We start from the raw sequence: 26,549 nt of genomic DNA on the forward strand, positions 1-26,549 counted from the left end.
TCTTCAGCGAGAAGACATGATCACGCAAAGGCCGTCCCTCTGCCTGCAGAACGGCGAAGCCCGTGGCCAGCTCAACGAGCTGACCACGGGCGGACGTTAAACGCCAAGCTGAGGGCTGGTCATATAGCCACCGGCTCGGGCCGCGAGGGGTCCGCAGGCCCGAGCCGGGGCGATCGGGGGGGTCTGTCAGGCGGTGTTGAGGCTGGTGTGGTTCCACCAGCCCTGGCGGCCGACGATGAAGTCGACCGTGAGGTTGCTGCCGCCGATCTTGCCCTGGTACTGCTGGCCCTTCTTCAGCATGCTCTCCTTGATCACGCCCTTGGGGTCGTTGATCGACTCGATGCCGATGCGTGTGACCTTCTTCAGGGTCTCGTCCTTGCTGTAAAGGTCCGCGTCCCTGAGCGCGTCGCCGTAGTCGCGTTCGGGCTGGTCCGGGCTGCGGCGTGCCGCGGTGCGCCCACCGCGGCCGTGTCGATCCGGGTCGGTTCGACACGGCCGTCGTGCGGTGCCGTGATCGTCAGGCGGTGGGCGTCACGGGTGCCAGCCACAGTCCGGTGAGGGCGTCGACGAGTCCGTCGGCGTAGGTGTCCCAGTCGGCGTGGACGGTGGTGGTGCCGTCGGCGAGGGCGCGTTCGCGTTCGGCGAGGATGTGCACCATCAAGTGGCGGGCCATGTCGCCTCGTTGGAGGCGTACGGGCACGGGGAGTCAGCAGCGTGGCGCGGTCGCCGCTGGGGAGAGTCACGGGGGCCACCGGGCACGAGGCGCGCAGCTCGCCCCATTCCGCGGGCGCCGCCAACGCGCTCGGTGCCGTGAGCGGATAGTCCAGTGCGGGGCCGCCGTTGTCGTGGCTCACCACCGTCTCCCTTCGTCCGGAAGTCGCTCGAAGTCGCTCGAAGTCGGCGGTCAGTCAACGCCGGCCAAAAACGTAAGTCAAGCAACTGATTTAAAATTGACGGGGGTCGGGGCCCGCGACGCGCTCGGGCTCCGGCTGCGGTGCTGGTCATCTCAACTGATCGAGTGCACTCCCGGAGAAGGTCGTCGCGCGTCGGCCAAGTAATCTCCGCGCCATGGGGACCTTCGCCGACGAAGCACGCATGGCCGGGAACAGCGAGCGGGACCGGGCGTTGATCATCGCGTATGTGGAGTCCACGCCCGAGCCTCCGCCGCTCGGGCCGCGCGGCATCCACACCAGCGGCTGCCCGCGGTGCCGGAACACCATGTGGGGTCAACGGGATCGGGACGGGCGCTCGATCTCCGTCTGCGCGCGGTGCGGATTCGTCAAGGAGGCCGACGGTGGACTGTCCTGACTGCGGCTTGCCGATGCTGGAGCCGGGCGCCCAGAGTAACCGGCACTGGTGCTATCGGTGCGGTCGCGTCGCGGCGACGGGCGAGACCGCGGACGACATCGCCACCCGCGAGCGGGGCCGGCAAGAGGCGTTCGTCCTGCTCGATTACGCACTGGCGCTGCGCGGCGGGTGCCGTGCGCGCCCCCCGATGGAGGATCTGCGCATGGGTCAGCTCATTGAGACCAGAGGCTGCGGCAAGTGCGGCGGCACCATGTACCGGACGGTCGAGACGGACGAGGACGGGAAGCCGACGCAGGAGAGTCAGTTCGTCTGCTCGGTCTGCGGACATGTGGAGTGAGGGGATTCGTGGAGTGAAGAGCCGTCAACCGGCCGACGTACAACGGCTGTTGGTGCGGTGGTGGGGTGCGAGGTCGAAGGGCCTGGGGTAGGGGCCGGGGCGGAAGGCTATGTAGCGGGCCGCGGTGGTGGGGTCGAGGCGGTGGGCCTCGGTGTTGAGGGCGGTGGGGCCGGTGTCGCCCCAGTGGCCGGTGGTGATCCGGCGGTCGACGGTGTGCAGGGCGGCGGCCCGTTCGGCGGGGGTGAAGGTGCAGTGACCGGCGTTGTCCACGTATGCCTGGCGGAGTAGGCGTGCGGTGCCGGCGGCGGACGTCGCGCGTCGGTAGGCGCTTTCGGACTGTACGGGGATGAGGGGGTCGCCCGTGGTGTGGATGTCCAGTTGGGGTTTGCGGAGGCGGCCGGTGAAGGCGATGTTCCGGGTGAGGTAGGCGACGGCGGAGGGGTCGGCGTGGAGCCTGGGGGCTTGTTGAGTGTGGCGAGGTCGTGGGCGAGGGATCGTCCGGCGGCCTTGTAGAGGGCCTTGACCTCCGGGTAGTTGGCGGAGTGGCGGAGCAGGGCGGCGTAGTTCACGCCGGTGTTCCAGGAGGGGGAGCCGCCGGCGCGGTGTTCGGTCTCCTGGCGCCAGGAGAAGGCGGGCATCGCCAGGAGGCCGATTATCGCCTGGTACTGGTTGGCCTGTTGGGCGGCGTAGTCGGTGGGGGCGGGGCGGGTCTGGGTGGGGTCGTTCCAGCCGGGGATGTTGTGCAGGGCGGCGGCGAGCGCGATGCGGGCCCGGCCGGTGGCGCTGCGCTGTGCGCGGGTGACGGCGCCGGTGAGGGCGTGGGCGGCGGCGCGGGCGTTGGTCTGGCTGCCGCGGCGGGTCAGCGGGAGGTGTGCGCCGGGGGCGAGGAGGGTCTTGAGGGCGAAGACCGGGTCGAGGGTGGAGTTCCAGTTGGCGACGCCGCCCTGGACGAGGCCGCAGGTCGACAGTGAGCCGTCGAGGCGGTCGGGGTGGCGTTCGGCGAGGGCGGTGGTCACCAGGCCGCCGTAGGACTGGCCCCAGGCGATGGTGCGTCGGGCCCGGCCGACGCGTGCGGTGAAGGCGTCGAGGGTGGCGAGTTGGTCGGGGACGGCCTGCGCCACGGCCCATCCGGTGGTGGCGTAGGAGGATCCGGCGAGGGCGTATCCCTCCGCGAGGAGCAGTCGCGCGGTGTGGGCGTCGGAGGCGTCCTCGGCGGGGTTCGGGGAACCGGCGGCGCGGTAGCCGTGGCTGAAGAGCAGGAGGGTGCCGTTCCAGTGGGCCGGTGCGTCGAGCACGTAGGTGGCGCCGGAGGCGAGCGTGCCGTGGAGGTGGACGGTCCGGCCGGTGGCGTACGCGGGGCGGCGGCGGTGAGGGTGCCGGCGGCGAGCAGGGCGGCGGTCAGGACGCCGGTGGTGCGTGGGGCCGGGGTGCGGGGTTTCACGGGCGGTTCCTCCTCGGTCGATGGGTGGGAGGGAGGACGTGCGGCCGGGCCGCACGTCGGGTACCGCGTGTGCGGCCCGGTCAGGGTTGGTCGGGCTCCGAGGTGCGGAGCAACAGCCCGTGCAGCGCGGTGCGTTCGTCCTCTGCGAGCGGTGCGAGCAGTCGCTCGGTGACGTGGCGGCTCATCCGGTCGGTGTCGCGCAGGAAGGCCCGGCCGTCTTCGGTGAGGACGACGAGGCGGCTGCGGCGGTCGGTGGGTGCGGGGCGTCGTTCGACGAAGCCGAGCCCTTCGAGGTCGTCGACGAGGCCGACGATGGCGCTGGGGTCGTAGCCGAGGCGGGTGCTCAACTCCCGTTGCAGGGCGCCCTCGGCGGTGGCGAGGTAGCGCAGCAGCGCGTAGTGGCGCAGCCGCACCCCGGATTCCTGGAGGGCGGCGTTGAACATCTGTCCGGAGCGCAGGCCGAGTCGGTAGAGGAGGTAGCCGGTGTCGGAGTGCAGGCCGCGCATCCAGGGTTGGTCGGGGGCGACGGATTCCGTTCCGCGGGTGGGCGGTTGCTTGCTGGCGATGGTGTGCTCCCTGGTCGGGGCCCGGGTGGGGCCGGTGCGCGGGGCGTGCTGCGCTCAGCATGGCGCAGCACTGGTGCCGCCGACAACCATTGACGTCAACAATTATTGGTCTTAGCTTCGCTGTGGATCGTCCGACGTGGATCGAGCACAGCTCTCCGACGCCTCTACCGCCCTGCGCAACTCCCCGCTCCGCGAAGGGACTTCCCATGGCACACCCCTCCCCCGTCGATCTCACCGGCAAGGTCGCCGTGGTCACCGGCTCCGGCCGCGGGCTCGGCCTGGCCTATGCCACCGCCTTGGCCGCCGCGCGCCGCGGTCGTCGTCAACGACGTCGACGAGGCGGCCGCCGAACAGGCGGTTTGAAGATCATCCTGGCCCATCCGTCGTTCCCGTGGCAGGACGAGGCGCTGGCCGTGGCCACCCACAAGCCGGGCGTGCACATCGACCTCTCCGGCTGGTCCCCGAAGTACTTTCCGCCCCAACTCGTGCGCTACGCCGACTCCCTGCTCCAGGACAAGGTCCTCTTCGGCTCCGACTACCCCGTGCTGACCCCCGACCACTGGCTCGCCGACTTCGCCGACCTCCCGATCAAGGACGAGGTCCGCCCCAAGATCCTCAAGGCCAGCGTCGACGAGGTGCCCGGCGGCGTGCAGTTCACCGTCGACGGCACGCTGGAGATCGAGGGCGGCACGAAACCGGCCTGCGTCCTGCAGAGCCTGTCCCGCTTCCTCCTCTGGCGCCGGCCGCCGACGCCGGCCTTCGCCCCGCACGACGTGTTCAGTCCGCCCGACCGGACGCGGCCACGGTCACCCCGAGGCCGATCATCGCCAACCCGCCGGCGCCGCCGACCGCCGACAGTCGCCGGGGCGAGCGCGCGAACCAGGCCCGCGCGGTCCCCGCGGCCAGCCCCCAGACGCTGTCGCAGGCCACCGCGATCAGGTTGAACACCAGGCCGAGCAGCAGCATCTGCCCCGCCACGCCGCCCCGCTCGCGCTCGACGAACTGCGGGAGCACGGCCGCGAAGAACACCATGGTCTTGGGGTTGGCCACACCGACCGCGAAGCCCTCCCGGAGCGTGCGCAGACTGCCCTTGGCGGCCCCTCGCTCGGCGGCGAACTCGGCCCGCAGTGCGCCGCGTTGTCGCCACGCCTTCACTCCGAGAAGGACCAGATAGGCCGCGCCCGCCAGTTTCAGCGCAGGTGAAGAGCAGGAGGGAGCGTTCCACCAGGGACCCGAGTCCCAACGCCACGGCCAGGATGAGGACATAGCAGCCCAGGGTGTTTCCCACCACGGTGGTCAAGGCGGCCCGGCGGCCGTGCGCCAGTGCCCGCCCGATGACGAACAGCACGCTGAGCCCCGGGATCACGATCAACAACAACGACATGCCCGCGAAGGCCAACAACCGGTCGGCTGACACCATGGCGCCCATACAAGCACGCACCCGCGCAGGACTCCACCGGGTTGCGGCAAGACACCCGCGGCGCCGGCGCGCAGTGAGGGGCACGCCTCGACAGTGGCATGCTCCTCTCCATGCAGGACGATCCGCGAAACAAGGCAACGACGGGGATATCGGGGCTGTGGGGGCGTAGCGCGTGTGCCTGGGCGGTCGCCTTCGCCGCGCTGCACTTCTACTGGGCGCTGGGCGGAAGTTGGGGGCTGAGCGTCTCGGCGGGGCCGCTGGCCGAGGAGCGTCCCGGGTGGTTCGTGGCGGCGGGCTTGTGGGGTGTGGGGGCGCTCTGCCTTGTCGGTGGTGGGTTGGGATGGCTGCTCGCCAGGCCATGGCCCGGAGACCCGGCGGGGTCGGTGCTCAAGGCTCTGGGGTGGTGCGCCTGCGCTGTGCTGCTGGTGCGTGGGGTCGCCGTCGAGGTGTTGCTGCTCAGCGGGGCGGCGGGCCCGGAGAGAGGCATAAGCCCGGCGCAACGGCTGTGGACGCTGGTGCTGTGGAACCCGTGGTTCCTGGTCGGCGGTCTCCTCTTCGGCCTGGCCGCCCGGAGGTTCGGACGGACGTGGGGCCCGCGTGACGGTGCCACCGAACAGTCGCTCACGCCCTGTCAAGAGCCCGATCGGTGAGGGCCGCCGCCGCTCCGGTGTAGTGGGCGGGGTCGGTCAACGCGTCCACGTCGACGCCGTCCAGGGCGGGTTCGGTGGCGAGCGCCTCGGCCAGGGTGCCGCCCTGGGTGCGGACGGTGCGCGCCGCCTCGGTCACCAGGCGGCGTGCTTCGGCCCGGCCCAGTCGGTCGGTGAGGGCGGCGGACAACCGCTCGGACACGATCATGCCGTCGGTCACGTCCAGGTTGGCGCGCATCCGCGCCGGGTGCACCTGGAGGCCGTTGACGAGTTCCGCGGCGTCCCGGGCCGCGCCCCCGGTCAGGCGGAGCAGGTCCCGCAGCGTCTCCCACTCCGCGTGCCAGGCACCGGCGGGCCGTTCGTCCTCCGCGGCCAGGCACCCGTAGAGGATTGCGGCCAACGCGGGTGCCCGGCGGGCCGCGGCGGCGAGGAGTGTGGCCCGCACCGGGTTGGCCTTGTGCGGCATGGCCGACGAGCCGCCGCCGGCGCCCTCGCTCACCTCACCGACCTCGGTACGGGAGAGGACCAGCACATCGGCGGCCATCTTGCCGAGCGCCCCCGCGGCGAAGGCGAGGCCGCCGGCGAGTGCGGCGAGGGGAGTGCGCAGGGTGTGCCAGGGCAACTCGGGTTCGGCCAGCCCCACTTCACGGGCGTACGCCCCGAGCAGCCCCAGCACGGCCTCCGTGGGGTCCGGCACCCGCTCACCCTCCGCATACGCCTGGCTGGCCGCCAACGTTCCCGCCGCGCCTCCCAGTTGTGCCGGAAGCGCGGCGCGCACCGCGGTGAGGCGATCGCGGGCGTCGAGTACCAGGCTGCGCCATCCCGCGGCCTTGAGGCCGAAGGTCGTCGGGACGGCGTGCTGGGTGAGGGTCCGGCCGGGCATGGCCGTCGCGCGGTGCTCGGCGGCGAGGTGGGCCAGGGCGCCGGCGGTGCGCTCCAGATCGTCCAGGAGCGGTCCCAACGTCCGGTGGGCGACCAGCATCGACGCGGTGTCGAGGATGTCCTGGCTGGTGGCGCCGCGGTGGACGTAGGGCGCATGGCGTTCGTCCACCGCGGCGGTGAGCGCGGCGACCAGCGGGATGACCGGGTTGCCGCCTGAGCGCCCGCGCAGCGCGAGGTCGCGGGCGTCGAAGCGTTCCGCGTGGGCGGCCGCGTCGACGGCTCGTGCCGCCTCGGCGGGGGCCAGGCCGACGGTCGCCTGGGCCCGGGTGAGGGCGGCCTCGGCGTCCAACATCGCCTGGAGATAGGCGATGTCTCCGGTGGCGGCCTCGGCCGGCGTCCCGACCCGTCCCGGCGCGAGCAGCCCGAAGTCGCCCTGACCGCCCTGCTCGTCACGCTCAGCACTCATCCGAACTCCAAGAACACGGTCTCCGCGCCGCCCTGTAGGCGGATGTCGAACCGATGGGTGCCCCGCGGCTCGGCGGTGGCCAGCAGTGTCGCGCGCCGTTCGGGTGGCAGGGCGTCCAGCAGTGGGTCCGCGGGCGTCGGTCGTCCGTCCGGTTCCGGTAGGTAGACCCGGGTGAACAGGTGGCGGGTGAGGCCGCGGGCGAAGACGCAGACCGCGAGGTGGGGGGCGCGCTCGCCGCGGGCGGCGGGCCGTAGTGTGCGGATCGTCCAGTGACCGTCGGCGTCGGTCGGTACGCGGGTGAAGCCGGTGAAGCCGACGCCGTCCCGGCCGAGGAAGCCGCCGGTTGCCGGGTTTCGGCGCAACGATCCGGCGGCGCGCGGCAGTTCGCCGTCGGGTCCGGGCCCCCAGAATTCCAGCAGCGCGTCGGGGACGGGGGCGCCGGCGCCGTCCAGGACGTGGCCGTGCAGGGTCAGCGCGTCGGGGTGTCCGTGCGGGGTTGCGTCACCGCCGTCGGGGAACGGTAGGGCGTATCCGTAGAACGGGCCGATGGTGTGGGCGGGCGTCGGTAGCGCGGGTGGGGGCGTCATCTCAGCGTCCCTCCTCGATCCAGGTGGCGGTGGGCCCGTCGAGCACGATGTCCCAGTGGTAGCCGAGGGACCACTCGGGCTGTGACAGGTCGTGGTCGTAGCGCGCCACCAGCCGTTGTCGCGCGGCCTCGTCGGTGACGGACTGCAGGATCGGGTCGCGGGGGAAGAGCGGGTCGCCGGGGAAGTACATCTGGGTGATCAGGCGCTGGGTGAACGCGGCCCCGAAGAGCGAGAAGTGGATGTGGGCGGGGCGCCAGGCGCCGGTGTGGTTGTGCCAGGGGTAGGCGCCGGGCTTGATCGTGGTGAAGGCGTAGCCGCCGTCGCCGTCGGTCAGCGTGCGGCCGACGCCGGTGAAGTGGGGGTCGAGCGGGGCGGGGTGCTGGTCGCGTTGGTGGGCGTAGCGGCCGGCGGCGTTGGCCTGCCAGATCTCGATCAGTTGGCCGCGTAGGGGACGGCCGGTGCGGTCCAGCAGGCGGCCGCTGACAGTGATCCGTTCGCCCAGGGGCTCGCCCGGGTGTTGGCGGGTGAGGTCGTTGTCCAGTGCGGTGATGTCGGTCTCGCCGAAGACGGGTGAGGCCAGTTCGACGGCTTCCGGGTCCCGCTCCAGTGTGATGGGGATCGGCGGTTGCGTGGGGTGGCGCAGCGCGCTGGAGCGGTAGGGCGGGTAGTTCCGGGCGGGGTGGTGGGTGCGCGGGGCTCCTGCGGCGACGGCTTCCTCGTACGCCGCCCGCTCCCGCGCGATCTCCTGGTCGATGTCGCCTTGCGTCGCTGTCATGGGTGGTGAACTCCCTTGATTCGATGGCTGCGTGGGCTCGCGCGCTCAGTTCCCCGCCTCGACGCCGCTCACCGACCCTCCGCCGCACCGGTCCGCTAACCGGACCGGTGCGGCGGTCTTCTCGACGATCTCCTCGGCCGTGACGCCGGGCGCCCGTTCGACGAGGGCGAAGCCGTCTGCGGTGACGTCGAGCACGGCGAGGTCGGTGATGATCCGGTCGACGCAGGCCCGGCCGGTGAGTGGGAGCGTGCAGTCGTCGACGAGTTTGGCCGAGCCGTCCTTGGTGGTGTGGGTCATGACGACGAGGACGGTGCGGGCGCCGTGCACCAGGTCCATGGCGCCGCCGATTCCGGTGATCAGCTTGCCGGGGACGGCCCAGTTGGCGAGGTCGCCGTGGTGTGAGACCTGCATCGCGCCGAGCACCGCGACGTCGATGTGGCCGCCGCGGATCATGCCGAAGGACAGGGCGGAGTCGAAGTAGGCGGCGCCGGGCAGGACGGTGACGGTCTCCTTGCCGGCGTTGATGAGGTCGGGGTCGAGTTGGTCCTCGGTGGGGTATGGTCCGGTCCCCAGGATTCCGTTCTCGGATTCCAGGATCACCTCGACGTCGTCGGGCAGGTAGTTGGGGATCAGCGTGGGCAGTCCGATGCCGAGGTTGACGTACTGACCGTCCGTCAGTTCTCGGGCGGCGCGGGCGGCCATCTCCTCGCGGCTCCAGGGCATCAGCGCGCCTCCCTTCCCGATGTCTCCGGCACGGCGACGGTGCGTCGTTCTATCCGCTTGTCGGCGGCCTGTTCCGCGGTGAGCGCCACGACCCGTTGCACGAAGATGCCCGGCAGGTGGACGTGGTCGGGGTCGATCTCGCCGGGCTCGACCAGTTGCTCCACCTCGGCGATGGTGACCCGTCCGGCCATCGCGGCAAGGGGGTTGAAGTTCCGTGCGGACTTGGCGAAGACCAGGTTGCCGTGTCGGTCGCCCTTGGCGGCCCGGACGAGCCCGAAGTCGGTGCGGATTCCGTGCTCCAACACGTAGCGGCGTCCGTCGAACTCCCGTACCTCCTTGGGTGGCGAGGCCACCGCGACCCCGCCCGAGCCGTCGTAGCGCCAGGGCAGTCCTCCGTCGGCGACCTGGGTGCCGACCCCGGCGGGGGTGTAGAAGGCGGGGATGCCGGCGCCCCCGGCGCGCAGCCGCTCGGCGAGCGTCCCCTGCGGGATCATCTCGACCTCCAACTCGCCGGCCAGGTACCGGCGCGCGAACTCCTTATTGGCGCCGATGTACGAGCCGGTGACGCGGGCGATCCGGCCCGCGGCGAGCAGCACGGCCAACCCCCGTTCCATCGCGCCGCAGTTGTTCGACACGATGCCCAGTCCGTCGACGCCCTTGTCGTACACGGCTTGGACGAGTACGTCGGGCACCCCGCTGAGCCCGAAGCCGCCGACGGCCAGCGTCGCCCCGTCCCGCACGTCGGCCACCGCCTCCGTGGCCGAGGCCACCACCTTGTCCATCCGCCCTCCTCTCGACGCATCACATACTCAGCACACTGACTGTCTTCGCCAATTCGGCAGCGTGGCATGATGAGATGACAAGGGCAAGACCCTCAGTGCACTGAGCATTGCGTGGCGAGCGTCGCGCAGTGCACACCGCCCGGGAGGACAGGACCGCCGTGCCCCCGCTCGATCTCAGCACCCACCCCGGCCACTTGGCCCGCCGACTGCAACAGGCGCACACGTTGCTGTGGACCGCGATGGTCTCGGAGGACGTCACCTCCCCGCAGTTCGCGGTGCTCAACACCCTGGTCGGCGCGGACGGCCTGGACCAGCGCACCGTCGGTGAGCGGGTCGGCCTGGACCGCTCCACCATCGCGGAGGTGGTGCGTCGATTGGTCGGCCGCGGCCTGGTAGACAAGGTCCGGGACAGCAGGGACGCCCGGCGTTCCGCGCTCCGTCTCACCGCGGAGGGCACCCGCCTTCACCGCAAGCTCGCCGCACGAACGGCCCGGATGAACGAGGTCTTCCTGGCCCCGCTGGACCCCCAGGAGCGGTCCGCTTTCCTGGAGTTGCTGCAACGAGTGTCCGACGCGGCCGAGGACCTGCGCGCCCCCATCACCCGCCCACCGGAGCGACCGGCGCCGTGAATTGCCGCGGCCCGCTCCCCCGCGCGCACAACGGACCCGCCCCGTCCCTGACCGAGGAGATCGGAACAGGGACGGGGCGGGTCCGTCGCGTCGAAGCCGTGGCTCAGCCGCTCAGTGGCGACCGCCACCGTGGCCGTGGCGGCCTTCCTTGTGGTGCTTGAAGTGGCCGTTGAAGCAGTGGTTGCCGAAGGCCGGGTTCAACAGCCCGATGAACTCGACGGTGTTGCCGCACAGGTTGATGGGAACGTGCACCGGGATCTGGATGACGTTGCCCGAAATCACGCCGGGTGAACGGACGGCGCTACCCTTTGCGCCGCTGTCGGCGAAGGCAGCCGAACTCCCGCCCAGAGCAGTGGTGGCAGCGAGAGCAGCCATGGCGGTAATTCGAGTGATCCGTGACATTCCAAACCTTTCGATCATTCCAAGCGGCCCATTGCCGCCCTCTGCTCTTCCCTTCGGCATACAGAACGTCACCATTAGGGCAGTTGCGGACAGTTCGCTCTTTCGCGCTGTTTCCTCTGGCATAGGCGTGTCATTCCTGGCATCGACCTTGCCATGCGCCTCAACCGTCGCCGTCGGCCCGCCCGGTCGCCTCGGCGTGCCGGGCGCGGGCCCGCCGCAGGGCGGCGTCGAAGTCGCGTTGGGTGTCGTCGCACCAGTGCAGCAGGTCGGCGAGGACGCACTGCAAGGTCTCGCCGGGGCTGCGGCGCCACCCCTCGGCGGACAACGTGTACGCCTGCAACGCCTCGTTGACGCGACGTACCGCCGCATCGCGACTCTCCATGCCGGTCATGCCGCCCCTTCCCCTCTCATCAACTCCCGCTCACCCGCGGGCACATCGGACATCGGGCGGTGAGCATCGTCTCTGCCCGAACCCAGAAAAGAGTAACGCATTGCATGTTTACAGTAGGATTCAATGAAGTCGATGCGGTGCGGGTGACCAGGTGGCTGGTCGCCGGGCGCCCGTGGCGGATCCGGAAAGGAGGGCGGGGCCATGACCTCGGCATCAGGGGGGCTGCGGGCGGTGACGGCCGTCCGGTACGTGACGCCGCTGCGCACTGGTGGATCGGTGCCCGGCGTCGTCGAGGCCGACGACCTGGGCACCTATGTCGTCAAGTTCACCGGCTCGGCGCAGGGACGGAAGGCGCTCGTCGCCGAGGTCATCGTGGGCGAGCTGGCGCGGCGACTGGGCCTGCGGGTGCCGGAGTTGGTCCTGGTCCACTTCGATCCGGAGGTTGCCAGGGAGGAACCGCATCAGGAGGTGCAGGACCTGTTGTGGGCCAGTGCGGGGCTCAACCTCGGCATGGACTTCCTGCCGGGGGCGGCCGACTTCACGGCCGATGCGGTGCACGTCGAGCCCGCGGAGGCGGCCCGGATCGTCTGGTTGGACGCGTTCACCGCCAACGTCGATCGCACCACGCACAGCCCCAACCTCATGGCCTGGCCGACCTCCGGGCATCAGCGGCCCCGCCTGTGGCTCATCGACCACGGTGCCGCCCTGGTCTTCCACCACCGTTGGGACACCGCGGGGGGCGCGGCAGGGCGGGCCTACGACTTCCGGCACCATGCGCTCGGCGCCCATCGCCCCGATGTGGCCGCCGCGGACGCGGAGTTGGCGCCACGGGTGACCGCCGGGCTGCTGCGCGAGGTCGTTGCCGCGGTGCCCGATGCCTGGCTCGTGGGCGAGCCGGGGTTCGCGACGCCGCAGGAGGTCCGCGCCGCCTATGTCGCCCATCTCGCGGCGCGCGCCCGGGAGTCGGGGCGTTGGCTTCCGGCGGGGTTCGCGGTCCGGGACGCCTGACGGCGCAGGTGCTCGGGCGCTCCGGTGGCCCGGCTGGATCGGCGGCGCGGCCTGCTTGCCGTCAGTGGGGCCAGGTGCCGAGTCGTCCGGGTGGGTCGTCCCGGCTCTGCGCTCCGGCCCGCTGCCGGTCCAGGGCGTCGTCCAGCGTGGTGGCGGCCATGATGAGGGACAGGTGGGTGAATGCCTGGGGGAAGTTGCCCAACTGTTCGCCGCTGGGGCCGATTTCCTCGGCGAAGAGGCCGACGTGGTTGGCGTAGGTCTGCATCTTCTCGAAGGCGTAGCGTGCCTGGCGGAGACGGCCGGCGCGGGCGAGGGCGTCGACGTAGAGGAAGGTGCACAGGCTGAAGGTGCCTTCGGAGCCGCGGAGACCGTCGGGTGAGGCGAGGGGGTCGTAGCGGTAGACGAGGCTGTCCGACACCAGGGTGCGTTCCATGGCGTCCAGCGTCGACAGCCAGCTCTCGGTCCTGGGTGAGAGGAAGCCCACGCGCGGCAGGAGCAGGAGCGAGGCGTCGAGCACCGTGCCGTCGTAGTGCTGGACGAGGGCCCGTTGCTCCGCGTCCCAGCCGCGCTGCATCACCTGTTCCAGGATCGTGTCGCGGGCGGCGGTCCAGCGGGCGGTGTCTGCGGGCCGGCTGTACTCGGCGGCCAGCCGCAGGCCGCGGTCGAAGGCCACCCAGGACATCATCCGGCTGAAGGTGAAGTCCTTGCGGCCGCCGCGGGTTTCCCAGATGCCCTCGTCGGGGCGGTCCCAGGAGTCGGCGAGCCAGTCCAGCGTCCGGGCGAGGTTCTTCCAGCCGTGGTAGCCGGCCCGCATGGCGGTCTCCCGGGCCTCCGACAGGGCGTAGAGCGCCTCGCCGTAGATGTCCAGTTGCAGTTGGTCGGTGGCAGCGTTGCCGACGCGCACGGGGGACGAGTCGCGGTAGCCGGCGAGGTGTGGCAGGAGTTCCTCGGGGAGGTCGGGGTCCCCGTCGACGCGGTACATGATCTGGAGCGGTTCGCCCCGGGCGTCCTCCGGGGGCTGGAGGCGGTCGCCCAGCCAGTGGGTGAACTGCGCCGCCTCCTCGGCGAACCCCAGGTCGAGCAGGGCCCGTACGGAGAGTGAGCCGTCGCGGACCCAGGTGTAGCGGTAGTCCCAGTTGCGTTCGCCGCCGATCTGCTCGGGCAGGCCCATGGTGGCCGCGGCGACCGGTGCCCCGGTGGGGAGGTAGGTGAGCAGCTTGAGGGTGATCGCCGAGCGGTGCACGACTCCCGGCCAGCGGCCGCGGTATCGGGAGGTGAGGATCCAGCGCTGCCAGAACTCCACGACCTGCCAGAGGCGTTCCGTCAGGGCCTCTCGGCACAGGGGTGGCGGCGTCGGTGCGTTCGGTGCGGCGTCGACGGTGAGGACGGCCGCGGCCAGCTCTCCGGCGCGCAGGGTGACCGTGCCGCGCACGTCGGTGCCGTCGGGACGCAGCGGGAAGGTGCTCTGCAAGTGTGCCGTCATGCCCGGTGCCCGGAAGGTGGCGATGTCGTCGCGCAGGTCGCAGGTGTGGTCGGCCCGTGCGTAGTCGAAGCGCGGGCGGCACTCCAGGTCGAAGCGGACCGTTCCGCGGACCGCTCTGGCGCCGCGGATCAGCACGTGCCGGTCGGACGGCGTGCCCGTGCGGTCGGGTGGCATGAAGTCGATGACCTCGCCGACGCCGTCGGGGGACATGAACCGGGTCACGAGGACCGCGGTGTCCGGGTAGTAGAGCTGTTTGCAGGTGCGGCTGCCCCGGTCTTCGGGGGCGAAGCGGAAGTGGCCGCCGCGGTCGTGGTCGAGCAGGGCGGCGAAGACGCTGGGCGAGTCGAACCGGGGCGCCGGGAACCAGTCGACGACCCCTTGGGAGGAGATCAGCGCGGCGGTCTGCAGGTCCCCGACGACTCCGTGGTCCGCGATGGCTGGGTACCGTTCCATGATCATCACGCTTCCGAGGGGCGCATACCTCCACTGTCCGCTCCCGTCGTCCGGCGCGCGAAAGCGGAGGCAGGCGCCGCGGCAGCCCTCGCGGTGCCGGCCCGGCTCTACCCCGGCCGTCCACCTCGCCGGCGAGGGGCACCGCAGCGCTCTCCCGCCGGGCGATCCTCAGGCCGAGGGCCCCGGCCTGCAAAGGTACGGCGATCGTGCAGGTCATGAAGCCGCGGCGGCCGAAGGGGGCGCGGTAGGGCCGTACGACGTCGGGTCGGCGGAGCCGGAACCGGACGAGTGCGGGGACGATGACCAGGTAGGACAGCAGCAGGGTGGGGGCCGCCCAGATCCTCGCGCGCCGCGCGGGCGCCCGCTCAGAGTTCGGTGGGTCGGATGGCGATCTCCCGGAGTACGTCCATGACGGCGCGGGCGCGGGCGGTCTGGGTCATGCTCCTCAGGGAGGCGATCCTGACTTCGAGCGGCGGCCCGCCGTCCCGGAGTTGGAGTTCCGCGATCTCGCCGCCGCCGTAGGTCTGGCTGGTCGCCGGCCGCTGGTTGAGCACGGAGTAGCCCAGTCCGCGGGCCACCAGGGAGCGCACGGTCTCGTAGCTCCGGGTGCGGTAGCGGACATCGGGTGCGGTGCCGGTGGCGGCCACCAGCGAGCGGAAGTAGTCGCGGCTGTACGGGAGGTCGAGCAGGACGAGCGGTTCCCCGGAGAGTTCGGCCAGCTCCACGCTGTCCTTGCCGGCCAGCGGGTGGTCGGCCGCCACGATGACGTACGCCGGGGCGTGGGCGATGGTCTCGTCGCGCAGGTCCGGCTCGGCCGACAGGCCGAGGTCGTAGGTGAGGGCGAAGTCGATGTGTCCCGCCGTCAGGGCCTGGACGAGTTGGTCGGTCTCCCCTTCCACGACGTCGATCTCGATGCCGGGATGGCGTCGGGTGCACTCGCTGAACAGGGGTGGCAGGTAGTAGGGGGCCAGGGTCACGAAGCAGCCGACGGCGACCGGCCCGGAGAGGGACTCGCCGTCTCCCCGGGCCTCGCGTTCGACCTCGCGGGCGCGGCCGAGCAGTTCCCGCGCCTGTTGTCGGAGCCGCTCGCCGGCCGGTGTCAGCGTCAGGCCCCGGCCCCGTCGGCGGATGAAGAGCTGCACCCGAAGGTCCCGTTCCAGGTTGTGGACGGCCGTGGAGACGGCGGACTGGGCGATGCGCAGCTCCGTCGACGCCTCCGTCATCGAGCCGCGTTCGGCGGCGACCAGGAAGTAGCGGAGCTGAACGAGCGTGAATCCCACTGGTGATGACATGCGTGGCCCTTGTGCCTGGTGATCCGGTTGGCGCCGACCTTAATTCCGCCCGGCCCTGGCCTGTCGGGCGGGCCTTGGTTCGGTGCCGGTTGGCGGGTCTCAGGGGGCCGCCGGCTCGGACACGTCCTCGGGGTGCAGTAGGGCGGAGCCGGCCGTCTCCCGCAGGGACAGGGCGGCGACGAGGCCGCCGGCGGCGAACACCATCAGGTACGGGCCGGGTACCAGGGTGCTGCGGGTCGCGGAGATGAGCACGGTCATCAGGTACGGCACGGTCCCGGCGAACAGGGCGGCGGTGAGGTTGTAGGCGACGGACAGGCCGCTCTGGCGGGTGCGGGTGGGGAAGACCTCCGCCGACCACACCGCGTACGTGCCGAGGATCGCCGCCAGGATCACGCCGAGCAGCAGACCGGCGATCCACGTGCCGACGAGCCCGGTCCGCATCAGCAGGAAGGCCGGGGTGGCGACGACCAGCAGCGCGGCCGTGGCGCCGACGAACACCGGCTTGCGCCCCACCCGGTCGGACAGCAGCCCGAACAACGGCACGAGCACGAGGCCGAGCAGCGAGATCGCCGTGGACAGCAGGGCGGCGTTGCCGGCCGAGCGCCCCAGGTGGTCGGTCTCGTAGGTGACGAGGTAGGTCAGCACCGCGTAGAAGGGCACGTGCATGGCCGCCATCAGACCCGCCGCCTGGAGCAACTGCCGCTTGTGACGGCACAGAAGTTCCCGTGCGGGGCTGCGGGGAACGGAGTCGTTGGCTTCGAGCGTGCGGTACTCCGGGGTGTCCTCGATCTTGTTGCGGATGACGAAGCCGATGACGCCCAGCGGCGCGGAGACCAGGAAGGGGATGCGCCAGCCCCAGGAGGTCAGCTGGTGGGTGTCGAGCTCCGTCGACAGCAGCAGGAAGACGAACGAGCCGGCGAGGAAGCCCAGGAGGGAGCCGACCTCCAGCCAGCTGACGCCGAAGCCGCGGCGGTGCCGGGGCGCGCTCTCGGCGAGGAAGCTCGCCGCGCTGCCGAACTCGCCGCCCGCGGCGAAGCCTTGGACGAGGCGCAGGACCACCAGGATCACGGGGGCTGCGATGCCGATCGAGGCGTGGCCGGGCAGCAGACCGATCGCCAGGGTGGCGCCGGACATCAGGAAGATGACCAGCGACAGGGTGCGCTTGCGGCCGATCCGGTCGCCGAGCGGCCCGAAGACCAGGGCGCCGACAGGGCGGATGCCGAAGGACACGGCGAACACCCCGAACACGGCGAGCAGTCCGCTCGTGCTGTCCTTGGCCGGGAAGAACACGGTCGCGACGGTGCCGGCGAGGTAGGCGTAGGCAGACCAGTCGAACCAGTGCACGAACACGCCGATGGCTCCCGCGATGACGCTCCTGCGCAGATCGACCACGTCGGTGGGCGCCGCGACGTCGGTCTGAGCGGTGCCGCTGTTCTGGGTGCGCATGCGCGCCTCCTTGTGGGGACGGGGTGAAGGGGCCGGAGCCGTGCGGGTGTCGGTGGCGGTGTTCAGTGCGGGGGCGGGCGGCGGCCGCCCCCGTCACTCCGCCGCTCCCCCGGCCAGTGCGGCGCGGTCCACGCCGGTCCAGGCGAGTGCGATCGCCCCGTCGAGCAGGGCGCGTTGCGCCGTCCCGCCCACGCAGTACGCGGCGAACTCGTGCTGGTGGTTGGTGGCGGGCAGGGAGCCGATGCCGATGTAGGGGTGGATGGCCGGCACCACCTGTGAGACGTTGCCCATGTCGGTGGAGGCGCGGTTCATCCGAGCGGCCTGGCCGGGCGGCGCGAACTCCCTGCCCAGGGCGAGGGCGTTGGTGCGGTAGTGGCCGAGGGCGGTCTGGTCCGTGCGGAACTCCGCGTACGGTTTGCTCTCCGGTTCGATCTCCAGCTCGCAGCCCGTCGCGAGGGCACCGGCCTCGAAGGCCCGCATGATGCGCGGCTCCAGCGCGGCCAGTTCGGCGAGCGTCTCGGCCCGCACGTACCAGCGTCCGCTGGACCGCTCGGGGATGGCGTTCGGGGCGTCCCCGGCGTGGGTCACCACGCCGTGCACCCGGGCCGAGGCGGGCAGTTGCTGGCGGAGCAGGCCGATCGCGACCTGGGCCACGGTGAAGGCGTCGGCGGCGTTGACCCCGGCCTCCGGATAGGCCGCGGCGTGCGCGGACTTCCCGGTGTAGGAGATCCGGGAGTGGCTGACCGCGAACGGCCGGGCCTCGGCGACGTCGACCGGCGCCGGGTGCACCATCATCGCGAGGTCGACCCCGGCGAAGGCGCCGCGGTCGAGCATCTCGATCTTCCCGCCGCCGCCTTCCTCCGCGGGGGTGCCGTAGACCTCGACGGTGAGGCCGACGTCATCGGCGACGGCGGCCAGGCCGAGGGCGGCCCCCACCGAGCTCGCCGCGATGAGGTTGTGTCCGCACGCGTGACCGAGGCCGGGCAGCGCGTCGTACTCGGCGCACAGCGCGATGCGGACGGGACCGCTGCCGATCCGGGCGTGGAACGCCGTCTCCAGGCCCAAGTAGGCGGAGGTGACGTCGAATCCGGCGCGGTCGAGCAGTTCGGGGACGGCGGCCGCGGCCCGGTGTTCCTCCCAGGCGGTCTCCGGGTCGGCGTGCAGCCGCTCGGAGAGACCGGTCAGCTCCTCCGCCCGGCGGTCGACCGCCCGCCGGGCCGCCTCCTTCGGCGCGCCCCTCACAGGTCGCCCGGGACGCCGTACGAAGGGGAGGCGGCGGGGTCGAGGCCGCGCCGTACGTAGTCGTCCCGCTGCGGCAGCCAGACGGCGAGGAGTTCGCCGAGTCGGTCCACGGGCTCGTCGGCCCAGTCGACCCGTAGGTCGGTCACCCGCCAGTCCACGTCCGCGACGACCGCCAGGCCCGCGGAGTACACCGGCCCCTCCTCGCCGCCGGCCGCGACGGCGGCCTTCAACGCGGCGAGCAGCCGCTCTTCGAGCTCCCCCGTGGCCTCGGCGAAGGCGTCGAGGAGAACGCGGGGAATGTGCTGGCCGGAGAGCATGTTGCCGGCCGCCACCGCGCCGTCCGCGGTGGCCGAGCCGTAGGTGCCGAGCGTCCGTGCGCCGCTGTGGGCGAACCCGGCACCGGAGCGGCCGAGGACGGTCAACTGCCGGTAGTCGACAGTCTTGGCGTTGCGGGGCGCGCCGGTGACGTCGGTCAAGGCGCGTGCCGCGTCGCCGTGGTCGGCCAGTCCCTCCAGGAGGCTCGTGCCGAGGGTGGGGTCGGTGATGTTCTGCGAGGTCGCCGCGCCGACCCCGGGCCGCAGGTGGGCGACCCGGGCGAACACGGCCGGACTCGACGAGGTGGCCACGACGCCGAATCGGGCGCCGTCGCGCACAACAAGGGAGAGGGTCATGCCAGTTGCTCCTCGGGGATCACGGCGATCGCGTCGATCTCGCACAGCCACTCCGGGCGGGCCAGGGCGGAGACGACCAGTCCGGTGGAGATGGGGTGCACGCCCTTGGTCCAGCGGCCCACGGCGCGGTACACCGCCTCGCGGTAGCGCGGGTCGATCAGGTAGATGGTCACCTTGACGAGGTGCTCCAGGCGGCTGCCGGCTTCTTCGAGCAGCATCTTGATGTTGGCCATGGCCTGCTCCGCCTGGGCCTCGGCGTCGCCGATGCCGACGGACTCGCTGGTGTCGAGGTCCTGGCCGATCTGGCCGCGCACGTACACCGTGTTGCCGGCGACGACGGCCTGGCAGAGGTCGTTGTCGAGGTTCTGCTCGGGGTAGGTGTCGCGGGTGTTGAACGGGCGGATCCGGGTGTGGCCACCGGCGACGATCGGGGCGTTGGCCCGTCGGCCCCCACCGGTTGGGGTCGTGGAGGTCATCGTCTGCTCCTCAGTGCTTCGGGGTCACGGTCGCGGCGTCGGGCGGTCGGTGAGGTCGTAGGCGAGGTATCCCCGTTGGGTCGCGATGTGGTCGGCGACGTATCTGGCGTCGTGCCATACGCCCCAGATGAAGCTGGACCCGCGGCGGGACAGCCAGGGCAGGCCCAGGAAGTAGAGGCCGGGTTCGCAGGAGACTCCCCGTCGTTGGTCCGGCCGGCCGTCCTCGTCGAACGCGTCCACGTCGAGCCAGCCGTAGTCGGTGGCGAAGCCCGTTGCCCAGACGATGGAGGTGACGCCGGCCCCGGCCAGGTCGAGCTCCAGGCGGGGGCTGGTCACGCAGTCCGGGTCGGGTCCCAGGACGTGGGCCGCGGGCTCCTCGGGGAGGTCGAGTCCGTTGCGCTCGACGTACGCGTCGACGGTTCGGAGGAATTCCAGGTGCTTGGCGTCGCCGAGGGCGATGTTCGCGGCGAGGTCCGGCGCGAAGTGCAGCATGCCGTCGTCGAAGGACGCGGTGAGGCCGACGAGTTCGACGCCGGTGTCGGCCAGGGTGCGGAAGTCCACGGTGTGGCCGCCCCGGGCCCCGCTGACCGCGATGGTGACGTGCTCCGCTCCCTGGGGAGGCGTCTGCGCGTCCCAGATCCCGAGCACGCCCATCCACCAGCAGAAGTCACGTCCGCGGTACGCGCGCGGCGGCCGGTCGTGCGGACCGACGGAGAGCAGCACGCGGCGGCCGGACCGGTGCAGTTCGTCGGCGATCTGGACCCCCGAGGATCCGGCCCCGACCACGAGGACCGTGCCTTCGGGAAGTTGCTCCGGGTTGCGGTACCCACTGGAGTGGATCTGCACGGGGACGGCGCCGTCGGGAACGATCGGCGGGATCACGGGACGCTGGAACGGTCCGGTCGCGGCCACGACGAAGCGCGCGTCGAGGGAGCCCTTCGACGTCTCGACCCGGAAGCCGGGCCGGCCGGCGCGCTTGCGCACCGAGGTCACGTCAACTCCGCACCGGATCGGGGCACTTACCTTCTCGGCGTAGGCGACGAAGTACTCCGCGACCTGCTCCTTCGACGCGAAGGCGTCGGGGGCGAGGCCGGGGAACTCCAGGCCCGGGAACCGGTCGTGCCACGCGGGCCCGTTCGCGACCAGGGAGTCCCATCGTTCGGAGCGCCATCGCTCGGCGATCCGGTGCCGCTCCAGGACGATGTGCGGGATGCCGTGGGCGCCCAGGTGCTCGCTCATCGCCACGCCCGCCTGGCCCGCCCCGACGACGACAACTTCGGTCTCTTCACTCGGCATTTGCGCCTCCACTCAGGCGGTAGTCCATCCCGGTGTCGCGGTGACTGCGCTACCGCAGGAGTCATCCTTGAGCGCGCCCGTGGAACTGTCCAACAGATGTTTTCGTTATGAGCAATCTGTTCTTTGGATGTTTGGGGCGCCTGTTGCGAGCGTGGTTCTATCCCGCGCCGGTCGCTCACGGTCGCTCATCTCACGGCCCGCGGCCAGGAGTTGGCGCGTATCCCGTCCGCCGGCGTCCGTGGCACGCCGCACCCTGCGGCGCTCGGGACGGACCACCGAAAGCGCAATGGAATGCAAAGATGCAGTGCGGTTCGGTGTCCGGGTTAGGGTTGGGGCATGAGTGAAGGGCTGCGGGAGCGCAAGAAGCGGCAGACACGGCAACGCATCTCGGAGGTGGCCATCGGCCTCTTCGTGGAGCGGGGCTTCGACCGCGTGACCATCGCGGAGGTCGCCGCGGCCGCAGAGGTCTCGGTCAACACCCTCTACAACTACTACGAGTCCAAGGAGGACTTGGTCCTGCCGCCGGACCAGGCGTCCCCGCAGCGGCTCGCCGACATCGTCCGCGCCCGCCGGGCCGGCGAGTCCGCCGCCGGGGCCGTCCTCGCCCACCTCCGCGACGAACTGCGGCGCCGCGACCGCGCGGTGGGCCTGACCTCGGGCTTCGGGCGGGTCTTCGAGATGATGCGGGCCGCGCCCACCCTCACCGCCCGCCTGGAGGACCTCGGCCGGCAGATGACCGACGCGCTCGGCGTCGTCCTCACCGAGGAGACCGGCGCCGCCGCGGACGATCAGACACCCCGCGTGGTCGCCAGTCAGATCGGCTGGTTCCACTCCCTGGTCTACGCCGAGGTCGGCCGGCGCATCGTGGCCGGCGAGGGCCCGGACGCGATCGCCGAGGCGGTCCTGGAACTCCTCGACCTCGTGGAGGGGACGTTGAGCGAGACCGCCCTCGGCTACGCCACCCGTCCGACTGACGGGTCGTCCGGTTCGTCAACCGCCTGATGGTGACGGGGCGTTGACCTCGGGTGCCTGGCCCGAGCGGGCCAGGCACCCGAGGTCCGGTGGGGGTGGTCAGCCGTTGAGTGCGGCGATGCCCGCCTGGGCGAACTGCTCGTCCTGGTCGCCGCTGGGGGCGCCCGCGACGCCGACGCCCGCTATCGGGGCGCCCTTGGCCTGGACGGGGGCGCCGCCGGCGAGGAACAGGGTGCCGGGAATGTCCTTCAGGGTGGGCGCCGTCTCCAGGCGCTTGGCCAGCGCCGAGGTGGGCGCGTTCCAGGACACCGCGGTGAACGCCTTCGCCTCCGACGCCTTGTACGACTGGGGGCCCGCGCCGTCGCCGCGCAGCGTGACGAGGGTGTTGCCGTTGCGGTCGACCACCGACACCGACACGTGCTGGTCGGCCTTCTCGGCGGCGGCGAGCGCGGCCTGCGCCGCCTTGGTCGCCGCGGCGACGGTCAGGTGGTCGGTAGCGACGACGCTCTGGGTCGGCGCCTCCCCCGCGGTCGCCGCGGCGGGCTTGCCGCTCTTCTCCGGGGCCGCGACGGCGACGGCGCCGACGGCGGTCAGTCCGACGGCGGCCAGCGCGGCCGCGCCGGTGACGATCCGGACGCGCTTGGACGGCATCTGCATGGGAGTGCTCCTCTTCGTCGACCCGGGGCCGGGCGGCCCGCGGCCCGCAGTGGTTGCGGTGTGTCCATCCTTGGCGGGCCCGGCGCGGGGGCGGTCGGCGGAGCGGATGGCGTCACGGAGCATGATGGATGACGTCGGTGTCAACCGATCGGATGACAGGTGTGGGTCGGAATCCGGGCTACGAATCAGGGATGAACGTGAAGCACGTGAGCCGCGAAGGTACCGGAGCCGCGGACGACGGAGCGCCGGCGGGAGTCGCCGCCGGCTCAACCGGCCGCGGGATGGAAGCGGTGATCTCGGCCTCGTTCGTCCTGCTGTTGATCGCCGCCATGGCGCGCTTTCTCACCCACCACCCCGGCGCCTCCAACACCTGGTGGGTGATCGGGCTGACCTCGCTGCTCGCGGTGGCCTACGTGGCCCGGCCGGCGGTGGACGGGGAGATCCCGGTGCCGTGGCGGCGTGCCTGGCTCGGCGCGTTCGTGTTGGGGTGGGTGGTCCTGGTGCTCCAGGCACCCAGCTTCGCCTGGAGCGCGGTGGCGATCGTCTACACCGCGCTGCAACTGCTGCCGACCCGGGCCGCGCTGGCGCTGATCACCGTACTGACCGTGTTGGTGGTGGTCGCGCAGTTGCGCATCAACGGGCCCGATCCGCTGCTGATCGTGGTGCCGCCGGTGGTCGCCGGGTTGGCCGCGGCGGTGTTCGTGCACATGCAGCGGCAGTCGATCCGGCAGCGTTCGCTGATCGAGGACCTGGTCCAAACCCGTCGCGTGCTGGCGTCCAGCCAGCGGCAGGCCGGCGTGCTGGCGGAACGGGAGCGGCTGTCGAGGGAGATCCACGACACCCTCGCCCAGGCGCTGTCGAGCCAGTTGATGCTGCTCCAGGCCGCCGAACGGATCTGGGACGCGGATGCGGAGGCGGCGCACCGTCATATGTCCACCGCGTCGGACATCGCCGAGCGCAACCTCGTCGAGGCGCGTCGGTTCGTCCATGACCTGGCGCCCGCGGACCTCGCGAGCGGCGGGCTGCCCGAGGCTCTACAGGCCCTGGCCCGGCGGGAGTCCGCCGCCGGGGCCGCGGCGGGATCGTCGCCCGGTGGGCCGGTCGTGCGCTTCCGGGTCGACGGCGAGCCCGTCCCGTTGCCGCCGGCCGTCGAGGCGGGGCTGCTGCGGGTGGCCCAGGGCGCCGTCGCCAACGTACGGGAGCACGCGCACGCCAGCGACGCCGTGTTGACCCTCAGCTACCTGGACGAGGACGTGGTCCTCGACATCGCCGACAACGGCCGCGGCTTCCCGCCCGAGCAGGACGCGCGGCGGTCGGCGCCGCACCGGGGCCACGGACTGCGCGCCATGGAGGCCCGGTTGCGGCAGCTCGACGGCACGCTGACCGTCGAGTCCCGCCCCGGGGAGGGCACGGTCGTCTCCGCCGCCGTCCCCCTCCGGGCCGCCGGCCCAGCCCCTGCCCCGGAAGACGAGGAGTGACCGCATGTCCCCCACCGCCCCGAACTCCCGCGCGGGCGCGCCGGAACGACGCATTCGCCTGCTGCTCTGCGACGACCACGCCGTGGTCCGGGCCGGCCTGCGCGCCCTGCTCTCCGCCGAACCGGGCATCGAGGTCGTCGGCGAGGCGGCCACCGGCGAGGAGGCGCTGGCCGTCGCCGCGAAGCAGCGGCCCGACGTGGTGCTGATGGATCTCAGCCTGGGCACCGGCATCGACGGGATCGAGGCCACCCGCCGCCTCGTCACCGAGGTGCCCGGCACCCGCGTCCTCGTGCTCACCACCTACGACACCGACGCCGACGTCACCCGGGCCATCCAGGTCGGCGCGACCGGCTACCTCCTCAAGGCCGAGCGCCCCGAGCAGCTCTTCGCCGCGATCAGCGCCGCCGCGGAGGGCCGGGCGGTACTGTCCGCGCCCGCGGCCGACCGCGTGCTGGAGCACGTTCGCAAGCCCCGTGCCGCACTCACCGAGCGCCAGTTGGACATCCTCGGCCAGCTCGCCCGCGGCCTGGGCAACCGGGAGATCGCCCAGGCCCTGTTCATCAGCGAGGCGACCGTCAAGACCCATCTGGTCCGCATCTACGCGAAGTTGGGTGTCGAGACGCGCGCGGGCGCGGTGGCCGCGGCCAAGGAGCAGCGCCTGATTCCGTGAGCGGTGGATGCCGACTGGGCTTGGAACCCGCAGCAGATTCCTGTAACTACTAGTATGTACAGCCCATGTGTGCCACCGGTGACAACCGTCAGGCACACAACACAGGAGACACGGGAGACCACCATGCCCTTCGTTCGCATTGACGCGCTGCGGGCCGATCCCGAGCGGCTCGACGCGCTCGGTCGCGCCGTGCACGAGGCCCTGATCGAGGCGATCGGCATCCCGGCTGACGACCACTTCCAGGTCCTGGTCAGCCACGACGGGGTCAACAGCACGCTGCACCACGGCACTTACCTGGGCGTGCGGCGTGACGACGGCATCGTGTACGTCGCGATCACGATGCGCGCGGGACGCACACCGGAGCAGAAGCAGGCTCTCTACCGCCGGATCGCCGAGCTGGCCCAGGCGTACGCGGGGACCGAGCCGCGCAATGTGTTCGTCACCGTGACGGAGAACGCGTCGGCGGACTGGTCGCTCGGCAACGGCGAGGCGCAGTACCTCGCCACGCCATAACCATCGGCTATCACCGCAACTCTTGGACCGGCGTGGTGGCGTGCCGGCAAGCTGTGGCCGGCAGACGTCGAGGCGATCAGGGGAGTGCGAGAGATGAGCAAGGTGTGGCTGGTCACGGGGGCGAGCAGTGGCTTCGGCCGGGCGATCGTCGAGGCCGCGGTCGCCGCAGGCGACATCGTCGTGGCGGCGGCGCGCCGCGCAGCGGCGTTGGACGATCTGGTCGCGGCGCACCCGGGCCGGGTGGAGGCGTATCCGCTGGACGTCACGGACCTCGACGCCGTCGAGGCCGCGGTACGCGAGATCGTCGAACGGCACGGCCGGATCGACGTGTTGGTCAACAACGCCGGTCGGGGGCATGTCGGCGCGGTCGAGGAGACCACCGACCGGGAGTTGCGGGACTTGATGGAGCTGCATGTGTTCGGGCCGGCCGCGTTGACCCGGGCGGTGCTCCCGCACATGCGTGAGCGCAGGTCGGGGGCCGTCGTCCAGATGTCGAGTATGGGCGGCCGGTTCGCGTTCGCCGGCGTCGGGGCCTACTGCGCGACGAAGTTCGCGTTGGAGGGGCTGTCGGAGGCGCTCGCCGCCGAGGTGGCACCGTTGGGGATCAAGGTGCTGATCGTCGAACCGGGCGCGTTTCGCACGGGGTTCGCCGGTCCTGGCGCGCTGAACCGGTCGACCGCGCTCCCTGCCTACGAGGAGACGGTCGGCCCGGTCCGGGCGTCGCTCGCGGACAGTGACGGGCAGCAGCCCGGCGACCCGGTCAAGGCCGCCGCCGCGATCCTCACCGCCCTGGATGCCGAGAACACCCCGCTGCGACTGCTGCTCGGCAGTGATGCCGCCGATGCGGTCTCCATGCAACTGGACGGCTCCCGGGCGGAGTTCGAGGCGTGGGAGGAGCTCACCCGCTCCACCGATTTCGACGCGTAGCGATTCGGCATCCGGCGGAGGCGCGGCGAGGCCCCGTGGGCCGGCAGCGGACTGCCGACCCACGGGGCTTTGACGTCGGTCGGGCGATCAGTGGTGCTGGTGCCGGTCGCCGCCGTTGTTCTCCCGCCAGAAGCGGTAGACGTCCACCGCCGCGTCGCGCCGTTCGTAGCGCAGAGGGAGGCGGCGCTGCTGCCAGGGCTTGGCGAACTCGTCGTAGAAGGTGGCGAGTTCGAAGTACTTGCGGTCGTCCACGTAATGCGGCTCGTAGGCGTCGCGGGTGGTGAGGAAGACGACCTCGTCCGGCGAGCAGCGGTAGAGCGCGCCCAGGCACATCGGGCAGGGGTGGGCGAGGACGTAGACGGTGGTGCCGGTCAGGTGCTCGGTGCCCAGCTTCGTGCACGCCTCGCGAAGGGCGAGGACCTCGGCGTGCGCGGTGGGGTCGTTGGTCTGGGCGACCTCGTTGGGGCTCTCGGCCAGGACCTCACCGTCCTTGACGATGACGGTGGCGAAGAGCCGGCCGCCCTCGGCGACGTTCTGACGGGCGAGGTCGATGGTGCGTTGGACGAAGTCCATGGTGTCCCTTCGGCGCGAGGGCGGTCGGGTGCCTGG

30 protein-coding genes and 3 pseudogenes are annotated in these 26,549 nt (G+C 71.8%); 12 read left to right on the plus strand and 21 right to left on the minus strand.

The genetic code is table 11. The features are described from left to right. Positions 1 to 186: 186 nt before the first annotated feature. Positions 187 to 315, minus strand: a complete 129-nt coding sequence (locus ACIQU6_RS31390; RefSeq protein WP_403485102.1) for a hypothetical protein — start codon at positions 313 to 315, stop codon at positions 187 to 189. A gap of 202 nt (positions 316 to 517) precedes the next feature. Then, on the minus strand, positions 518 to 673 hold the full coding sequence (locus tag ACIQU6_RS31395) for a hypothetical protein (protein ID WP_403485103.1): 156 nt from the start codon (positions 671 to 673) through the stop codon (positions 518 to 520). A 395-nt stretch (positions 674 to 1,068) separates the two neighbouring features. Here ACIQU6_RS31395 and ACIQU6_RS31400 point away from each other — a divergent pair, with 395 nt between their 5' ends. Then, positions 1,069 to 1,308 carry a hypothetical protein gene (locus ACIQU6_RS31400; RefSeq protein ID WP_403485104.1) on the plus strand — a complete coding sequence of 80 codons (240 nt, stop codon included), beginning with the start codon at positions 1,069 to 1,071 and terminating at the stop codon, positions 1,306 to 1,308. Further along, positions 1,295 to 1,645: a hypothetical protein gene (locus tag ACIQU6_RS31405; protein WP_403485105.1), complete on the plus strand. Its 351-nt coding sequence runs from the start codon at positions 1,295 to 1,297 to the stop codon at positions 1,643 to 1,645. Before ACIQU6_RS31400 ends, ACIQU6_RS31405 begins: the two co-directional genes overlap by 14 nt. 107 nt (positions 1,646 to 1,752) lie before the next feature. Here ACIQU6_RS31405 and ACIQU6_RS31410 read toward each other — a convergent pair whose 3' ends face one another. Together ACIQU6_RS31410 and ACIQU6_RS31415 are read right to left on the minus strand one after the other, a co-directional pair. Continuing rightward, positions 1,753 to 3,141, minus strand: coding sequence for an alpha/beta hydrolase family protein (locus tag ACIQU6_RS31410; protein WP_403485106.1), 1,389 nt, complete (start codon positions 3,139 to 3,141; stop codon positions 1,753 to 1,755). 25 nt (positions 3,142 to 3,166) lie between these two features. After that, positions 3,167 to 3,592, minus strand: coding sequence for a MarR family winged helix-turn-helix transcriptional regulator (locus tag ACIQU6_RS31415; protein WP_403485107.1), 426 nt, complete (start codon positions 3,590 to 3,592; stop codon positions 3,167 to 3,169). Positions 3,593 to 4,011: 419 nt separating this feature from the next. Here ACIQU6_RS31415 and ACIQU6_RS31420 point away from each other — a divergent pair. After that, a pseudogene (locus ACIQU6_RS31420) lies at positions 4,012 to 4,296 on the plus strand (amidohydrolase family protein); the annotation flags it as partial. Then, positions 4,273 to 4,380: pseudogene (locus ACIQU6_RS31425) on the plus strand (MaoC family dehydratase); the annotation flags it as partial. The pseudogenes ACIQU6_RS31420 and ACIQU6_RS31425, both read left to right, overlap by 24 nt. 49 nt (positions 4,381 to 4,429) lie before the next feature. Here ACIQU6_RS31425 and ACIQU6_RS31430 read toward each other — a convergent pair. Then, positions 4,430 to 5,072 (minus strand): annotated as a pseudogene (locus ACIQU6_RS31430) (LysE family translocator). Positions 5,073 to 5,182: 110 nt separating this feature from the next. Here ACIQU6_RS31430 and ACIQU6_RS31435 point away from each other — a divergent pair. After that, a complete protein-coding gene (locus ACIQU6_RS31435; protein WP_403485108.1) occupies positions 5,183 to 5,722 on the plus strand; it encodes a DUF3995 domain-containing protein in 540 nt (179 codons plus the stop codon). On the opposite strand, the gene pcaB is transcribed toward ACIQU6_RS31435, so the two are convergent. From pcaB to ACIQU6_RS31460, 5 genes are read right to left on the minus strand one after another with little or no spacing between them, the layout of a single operon-like run. After that, entirely contained in the window at positions 5,694 to 7,067 is a 1,374-nt protein-coding gene (gene pcaB, locus ACIQU6_RS31440) for a 3-carboxy-cis,cis-muconate cycloisomerase (RefSeq protein WP_403485109.1), read from the minus strand. The genes ACIQU6_RS31435 and pcaB overlap by 29 nt on opposite strands. Beyond that, on the minus strand, positions 7,064 to 7,654 hold the full coding sequence (pcaG, locus tag ACIQU6_RS31445) for a protocatechuate 3,4-dioxygenase subunit alpha (protein ID WP_403485110.1): 591 nt from the start codon (positions 7,652 to 7,654) through the stop codon (positions 7,064 to 7,066). Before pcaG ends, pcaB begins: the two co-directional genes overlap by 4 nt. A gap of 1 nt (position 7,655) precedes the next feature. Continuing rightward, on the minus strand, positions 7,656 to 8,429 hold the full coding sequence (pcaH, locus tag ACIQU6_RS31450) for a protocatechuate 3,4-dioxygenase subunit beta (protein ID WP_403485111.1): 774 nt from the start codon (positions 8,427 to 8,429) through the stop codon (positions 7,656 to 7,658). Positions 8,430 to 8,474: 45 nt separating this feature from the next. Beyond that, positions 8,475 to 9,152 carry a CoA transferase subunit B gene (locus ACIQU6_RS31455; protein WP_403485112.1) on the minus strand — a complete coding sequence of 226 codons (678 nt, stop codon included), beginning with the start codon at positions 9,150 to 9,152 and terminating at the stop codon, positions 8,475 to 8,477. Further along, positions 9,152 to 9,934: a CoA transferase subunit A gene (locus tag ACIQU6_RS31460; protein ID WP_403485113.1), complete on the minus strand. Its 783-nt coding sequence runs from the start codon at positions 9,932 to 9,934 to the stop codon at positions 9,152 to 9,154. The genes ACIQU6_RS31455 and ACIQU6_RS31460 overlap by 1 nt, the downstream gene beginning before the upstream one ends. Before the next feature lie 158 nt (positions 9,935 to 10,092). Between ACIQU6_RS31460 and ACIQU6_RS31465 the strand changes: the two genes are divergently transcribed. After that, on the plus strand, positions 10,093 to 10,563 hold the full coding sequence (locus tag ACIQU6_RS31465) for a MarR family winged helix-turn-helix transcriptional regulator (RefSeq protein WP_403485114.1): 471 nt from the start codon (positions 10,093 to 10,095) through the stop codon (positions 10,561 to 10,563). Positions 10,564 to 10,674: 111 nt separating this feature from the next. Here the strand turns inward: ACIQU6_RS31465 and ACIQU6_RS31470 are convergent, their stop codons facing one another. Beyond that, complete coding sequence (locus ACIQU6_RS31470; protein ID WP_403485115.1) at positions 10,675 to 10,938, minus strand: chaplin; 264 nt, start codon at positions 10,936 to 10,938, stop codon at positions 10,675 to 10,677. Positions 10,939 to 11,125: 187 nt separating this feature from the next. After that, positions 11,126 to 11,356 carry a hypothetical protein gene (locus ACIQU6_RS31475; protein WP_403485116.1) on the minus strand — a complete coding sequence of 77 codons (231 nt, stop codon included), beginning with the start codon at positions 11,354 to 11,356 and terminating at the stop codon, positions 11,126 to 11,128. Positions 11,357 to 11,557: 201 nt separating this feature from the next. Here ACIQU6_RS31475 and ACIQU6_RS31480 point away from each other — a divergent pair, with 201 nt between their 5' ends. Beyond that, positions 11,558 to 12,364: a HipA family kinase gene (locus ACIQU6_RS31480; RefSeq protein ID WP_403485117.1), complete on the plus strand. Its 807-nt coding sequence runs from the start codon at positions 11,558 to 11,560 to the stop codon at positions 12,362 to 12,364. A gap of 61 nt (positions 12,365 to 12,425) precedes the next feature. On the opposite strand, the gene ACIQU6_RS31485 is transcribed toward ACIQU6_RS31480, so the two are convergent. The 7 genes from ACIQU6_RS31485 to ACIQU6_RS31515 all read right to left on the minus strand — a co-directional run bounded on the left by ACIQU6_RS31485 (position 12,426) and on the right by ACIQU6_RS31515 (position 20,723). Further along, the gene (locus ACIQU6_RS31485; RefSeq protein WP_403485118.1) at positions 12,426 to 14,300 is read right to left on the minus strand and encodes a glycoside hydrolase family 15 protein; all 1,875 of its coding nucleotides are present in this window, start codon (positions 14,298 to 14,300) and stop codon (positions 12,426 to 12,428) included. A gap of 365 nt (positions 14,301 to 14,665) precedes the next feature. Further along, positions 14,666 to 15,592 carry a LysR substrate-binding domain-containing protein gene (locus ACIQU6_RS31490; protein WP_403485119.1) on the minus strand — a complete coding sequence of 309 codons (927 nt, stop codon included), beginning with the start codon at positions 15,590 to 15,592 and terminating at the stop codon, positions 14,666 to 14,668. A gap of 99 nt (positions 15,593 to 15,691) precedes the next feature. Beyond that, a complete protein-coding gene (locus ACIQU6_RS31495; protein WP_403485120.1) occupies positions 15,692 to 17,038 on the minus strand; it encodes an MFS transporter in 1,347 nt (448 codons plus the stop codon). A gap of 93 nt (positions 17,039 to 17,131) precedes the next feature. Beyond that, positions 17,132 to 18,280 carry a M20 family metallopeptidase gene (locus tag ACIQU6_RS31500; protein ID WP_403485121.1) on the minus strand — a complete coding sequence of 383 codons (1,149 nt, stop codon included), beginning with the start codon at positions 18,278 to 18,280 and terminating at the stop codon, positions 17,132 to 17,134. Beyond that, positions 18,277 to 18,951 carry a DUF1028 domain-containing protein gene (locus ACIQU6_RS31505; protein ID WP_403485122.1) on the minus strand — a complete coding sequence of 225 codons (675 nt, stop codon included), beginning with the start codon at positions 18,949 to 18,951 and terminating at the stop codon, positions 18,277 to 18,279. The genes ACIQU6_RS31500 and ACIQU6_RS31505 overlap by 4 nt, the downstream gene beginning before the upstream one ends. Beyond that, positions 18,948 to 19,427, minus strand: coding sequence for a RidA family protein (locus ACIQU6_RS31510; protein WP_403485123.1), 480 nt, complete (start codon positions 19,425 to 19,427; stop codon positions 18,948 to 18,950). Before ACIQU6_RS31510 ends, ACIQU6_RS31505 begins: the two co-directional genes overlap by 4 nt. A 24-nt stretch (positions 19,428 to 19,451) precedes the next feature. After that, positions 19,452 to 20,723 (minus strand): flavin-containing monooxygenase, encoded by a 1,272-nt coding sequence (locus ACIQU6_RS31515; protein WP_403485124.1) that lies wholly within the window; start codon positions 20,721 to 20,723, stop codon positions 19,452 to 19,454. 336 nt (positions 20,724 to 21,059) lie between these two features. On the opposite strand from ACIQU6_RS31515, the gene ACIQU6_RS31520 reads away from it, so the two are divergent. After that, positions 21,060 to 21,725, plus strand: coding sequence for a TetR/AcrR family transcriptional regulator (locus tag ACIQU6_RS31520; protein ID WP_403485125.1), 666 nt, complete (start codon positions 21,060 to 21,062; stop codon positions 21,723 to 21,725). A gap of 69 nt (positions 21,726 to 21,794) precedes the next feature. On the opposite strand, the gene ACIQU6_RS31525 is transcribed toward ACIQU6_RS31520, so the two are convergent. Beyond that, entirely contained in the window at positions 21,795 to 22,352 is a 558-nt protein-coding gene (locus ACIQU6_RS31525; RefSeq protein WP_403485126.1) for a heme-binding protein, read from the minus strand. A gap of 191 nt (positions 22,353 to 22,543) precedes the next feature. Between ACIQU6_RS31525 and ACIQU6_RS31530 the strand changes: the two genes are divergently transcribed. From ACIQU6_RS31530 to ACIQU6_RS31545, 4 genes are all read left to right on the plus strand, one after another. Further along, on the plus strand, positions 22,544 to 23,830 hold the full coding sequence (locus ACIQU6_RS31530) for a sensor histidine kinase (protein ID WP_403485127.1): 1,287 nt from the start codon (positions 22,544 to 22,546) through the stop codon (positions 23,828 to 23,830). A 4-nt stretch (positions 23,831 to 23,834) separates the two neighbouring features. Further along, positions 23,835 to 24,500: a response regulator gene (locus tag ACIQU6_RS31535; protein WP_403485128.1), complete on the plus strand. Its 666-nt coding sequence runs from the start codon at positions 23,835 to 23,837 to the stop codon at positions 24,498 to 24,500. A gap of 123 nt (positions 24,501 to 24,623) precedes the next feature. Then, positions 24,624 to 25,013 carry a tautomerase family protein gene (locus ACIQU6_RS31540; protein WP_403485129.1) on the plus strand — a complete coding sequence of 130 codons (390 nt, stop codon included), beginning with the start codon at positions 24,624 to 24,626 and terminating at the stop codon, positions 25,011 to 25,013. A gap of 93 nt (positions 25,014 to 25,106) precedes the next feature. Continuing rightward, positions 25,107 to 25,940, plus strand: coding sequence for an oxidoreductase (locus ACIQU6_RS31545; RefSeq protein ID WP_403485130.1), 834 nt, complete (start codon positions 25,107 to 25,109; stop codon positions 25,938 to 25,940). Between the two features lie 87 nt (positions 25,941 to 26,027). Here ACIQU6_RS31545 and ACIQU6_RS31550 read toward each other — a convergent pair whose 3' ends face one another. After that, positions 26,028 to 26,513, minus strand: a complete 486-nt coding sequence (locus ACIQU6_RS31550) for a nucleoside deaminase (protein ID WP_403485131.1) — start codon at positions 26,511 to 26,513, stop codon at positions 26,028 to 26,030. Between the last annotated feature and the right edge of the window lie 36 nt (positions 26,514 to 26,549).

It is taken from the genome of Streptomyces sp. NPDC090442, assembly GCF_044769405.1.
Taxonomy (GTDB): domain Bacteria; phylum Actinomycetota; class Actinomycetes; order Streptomycetales; family Streptomycetaceae; genus Streptomyces.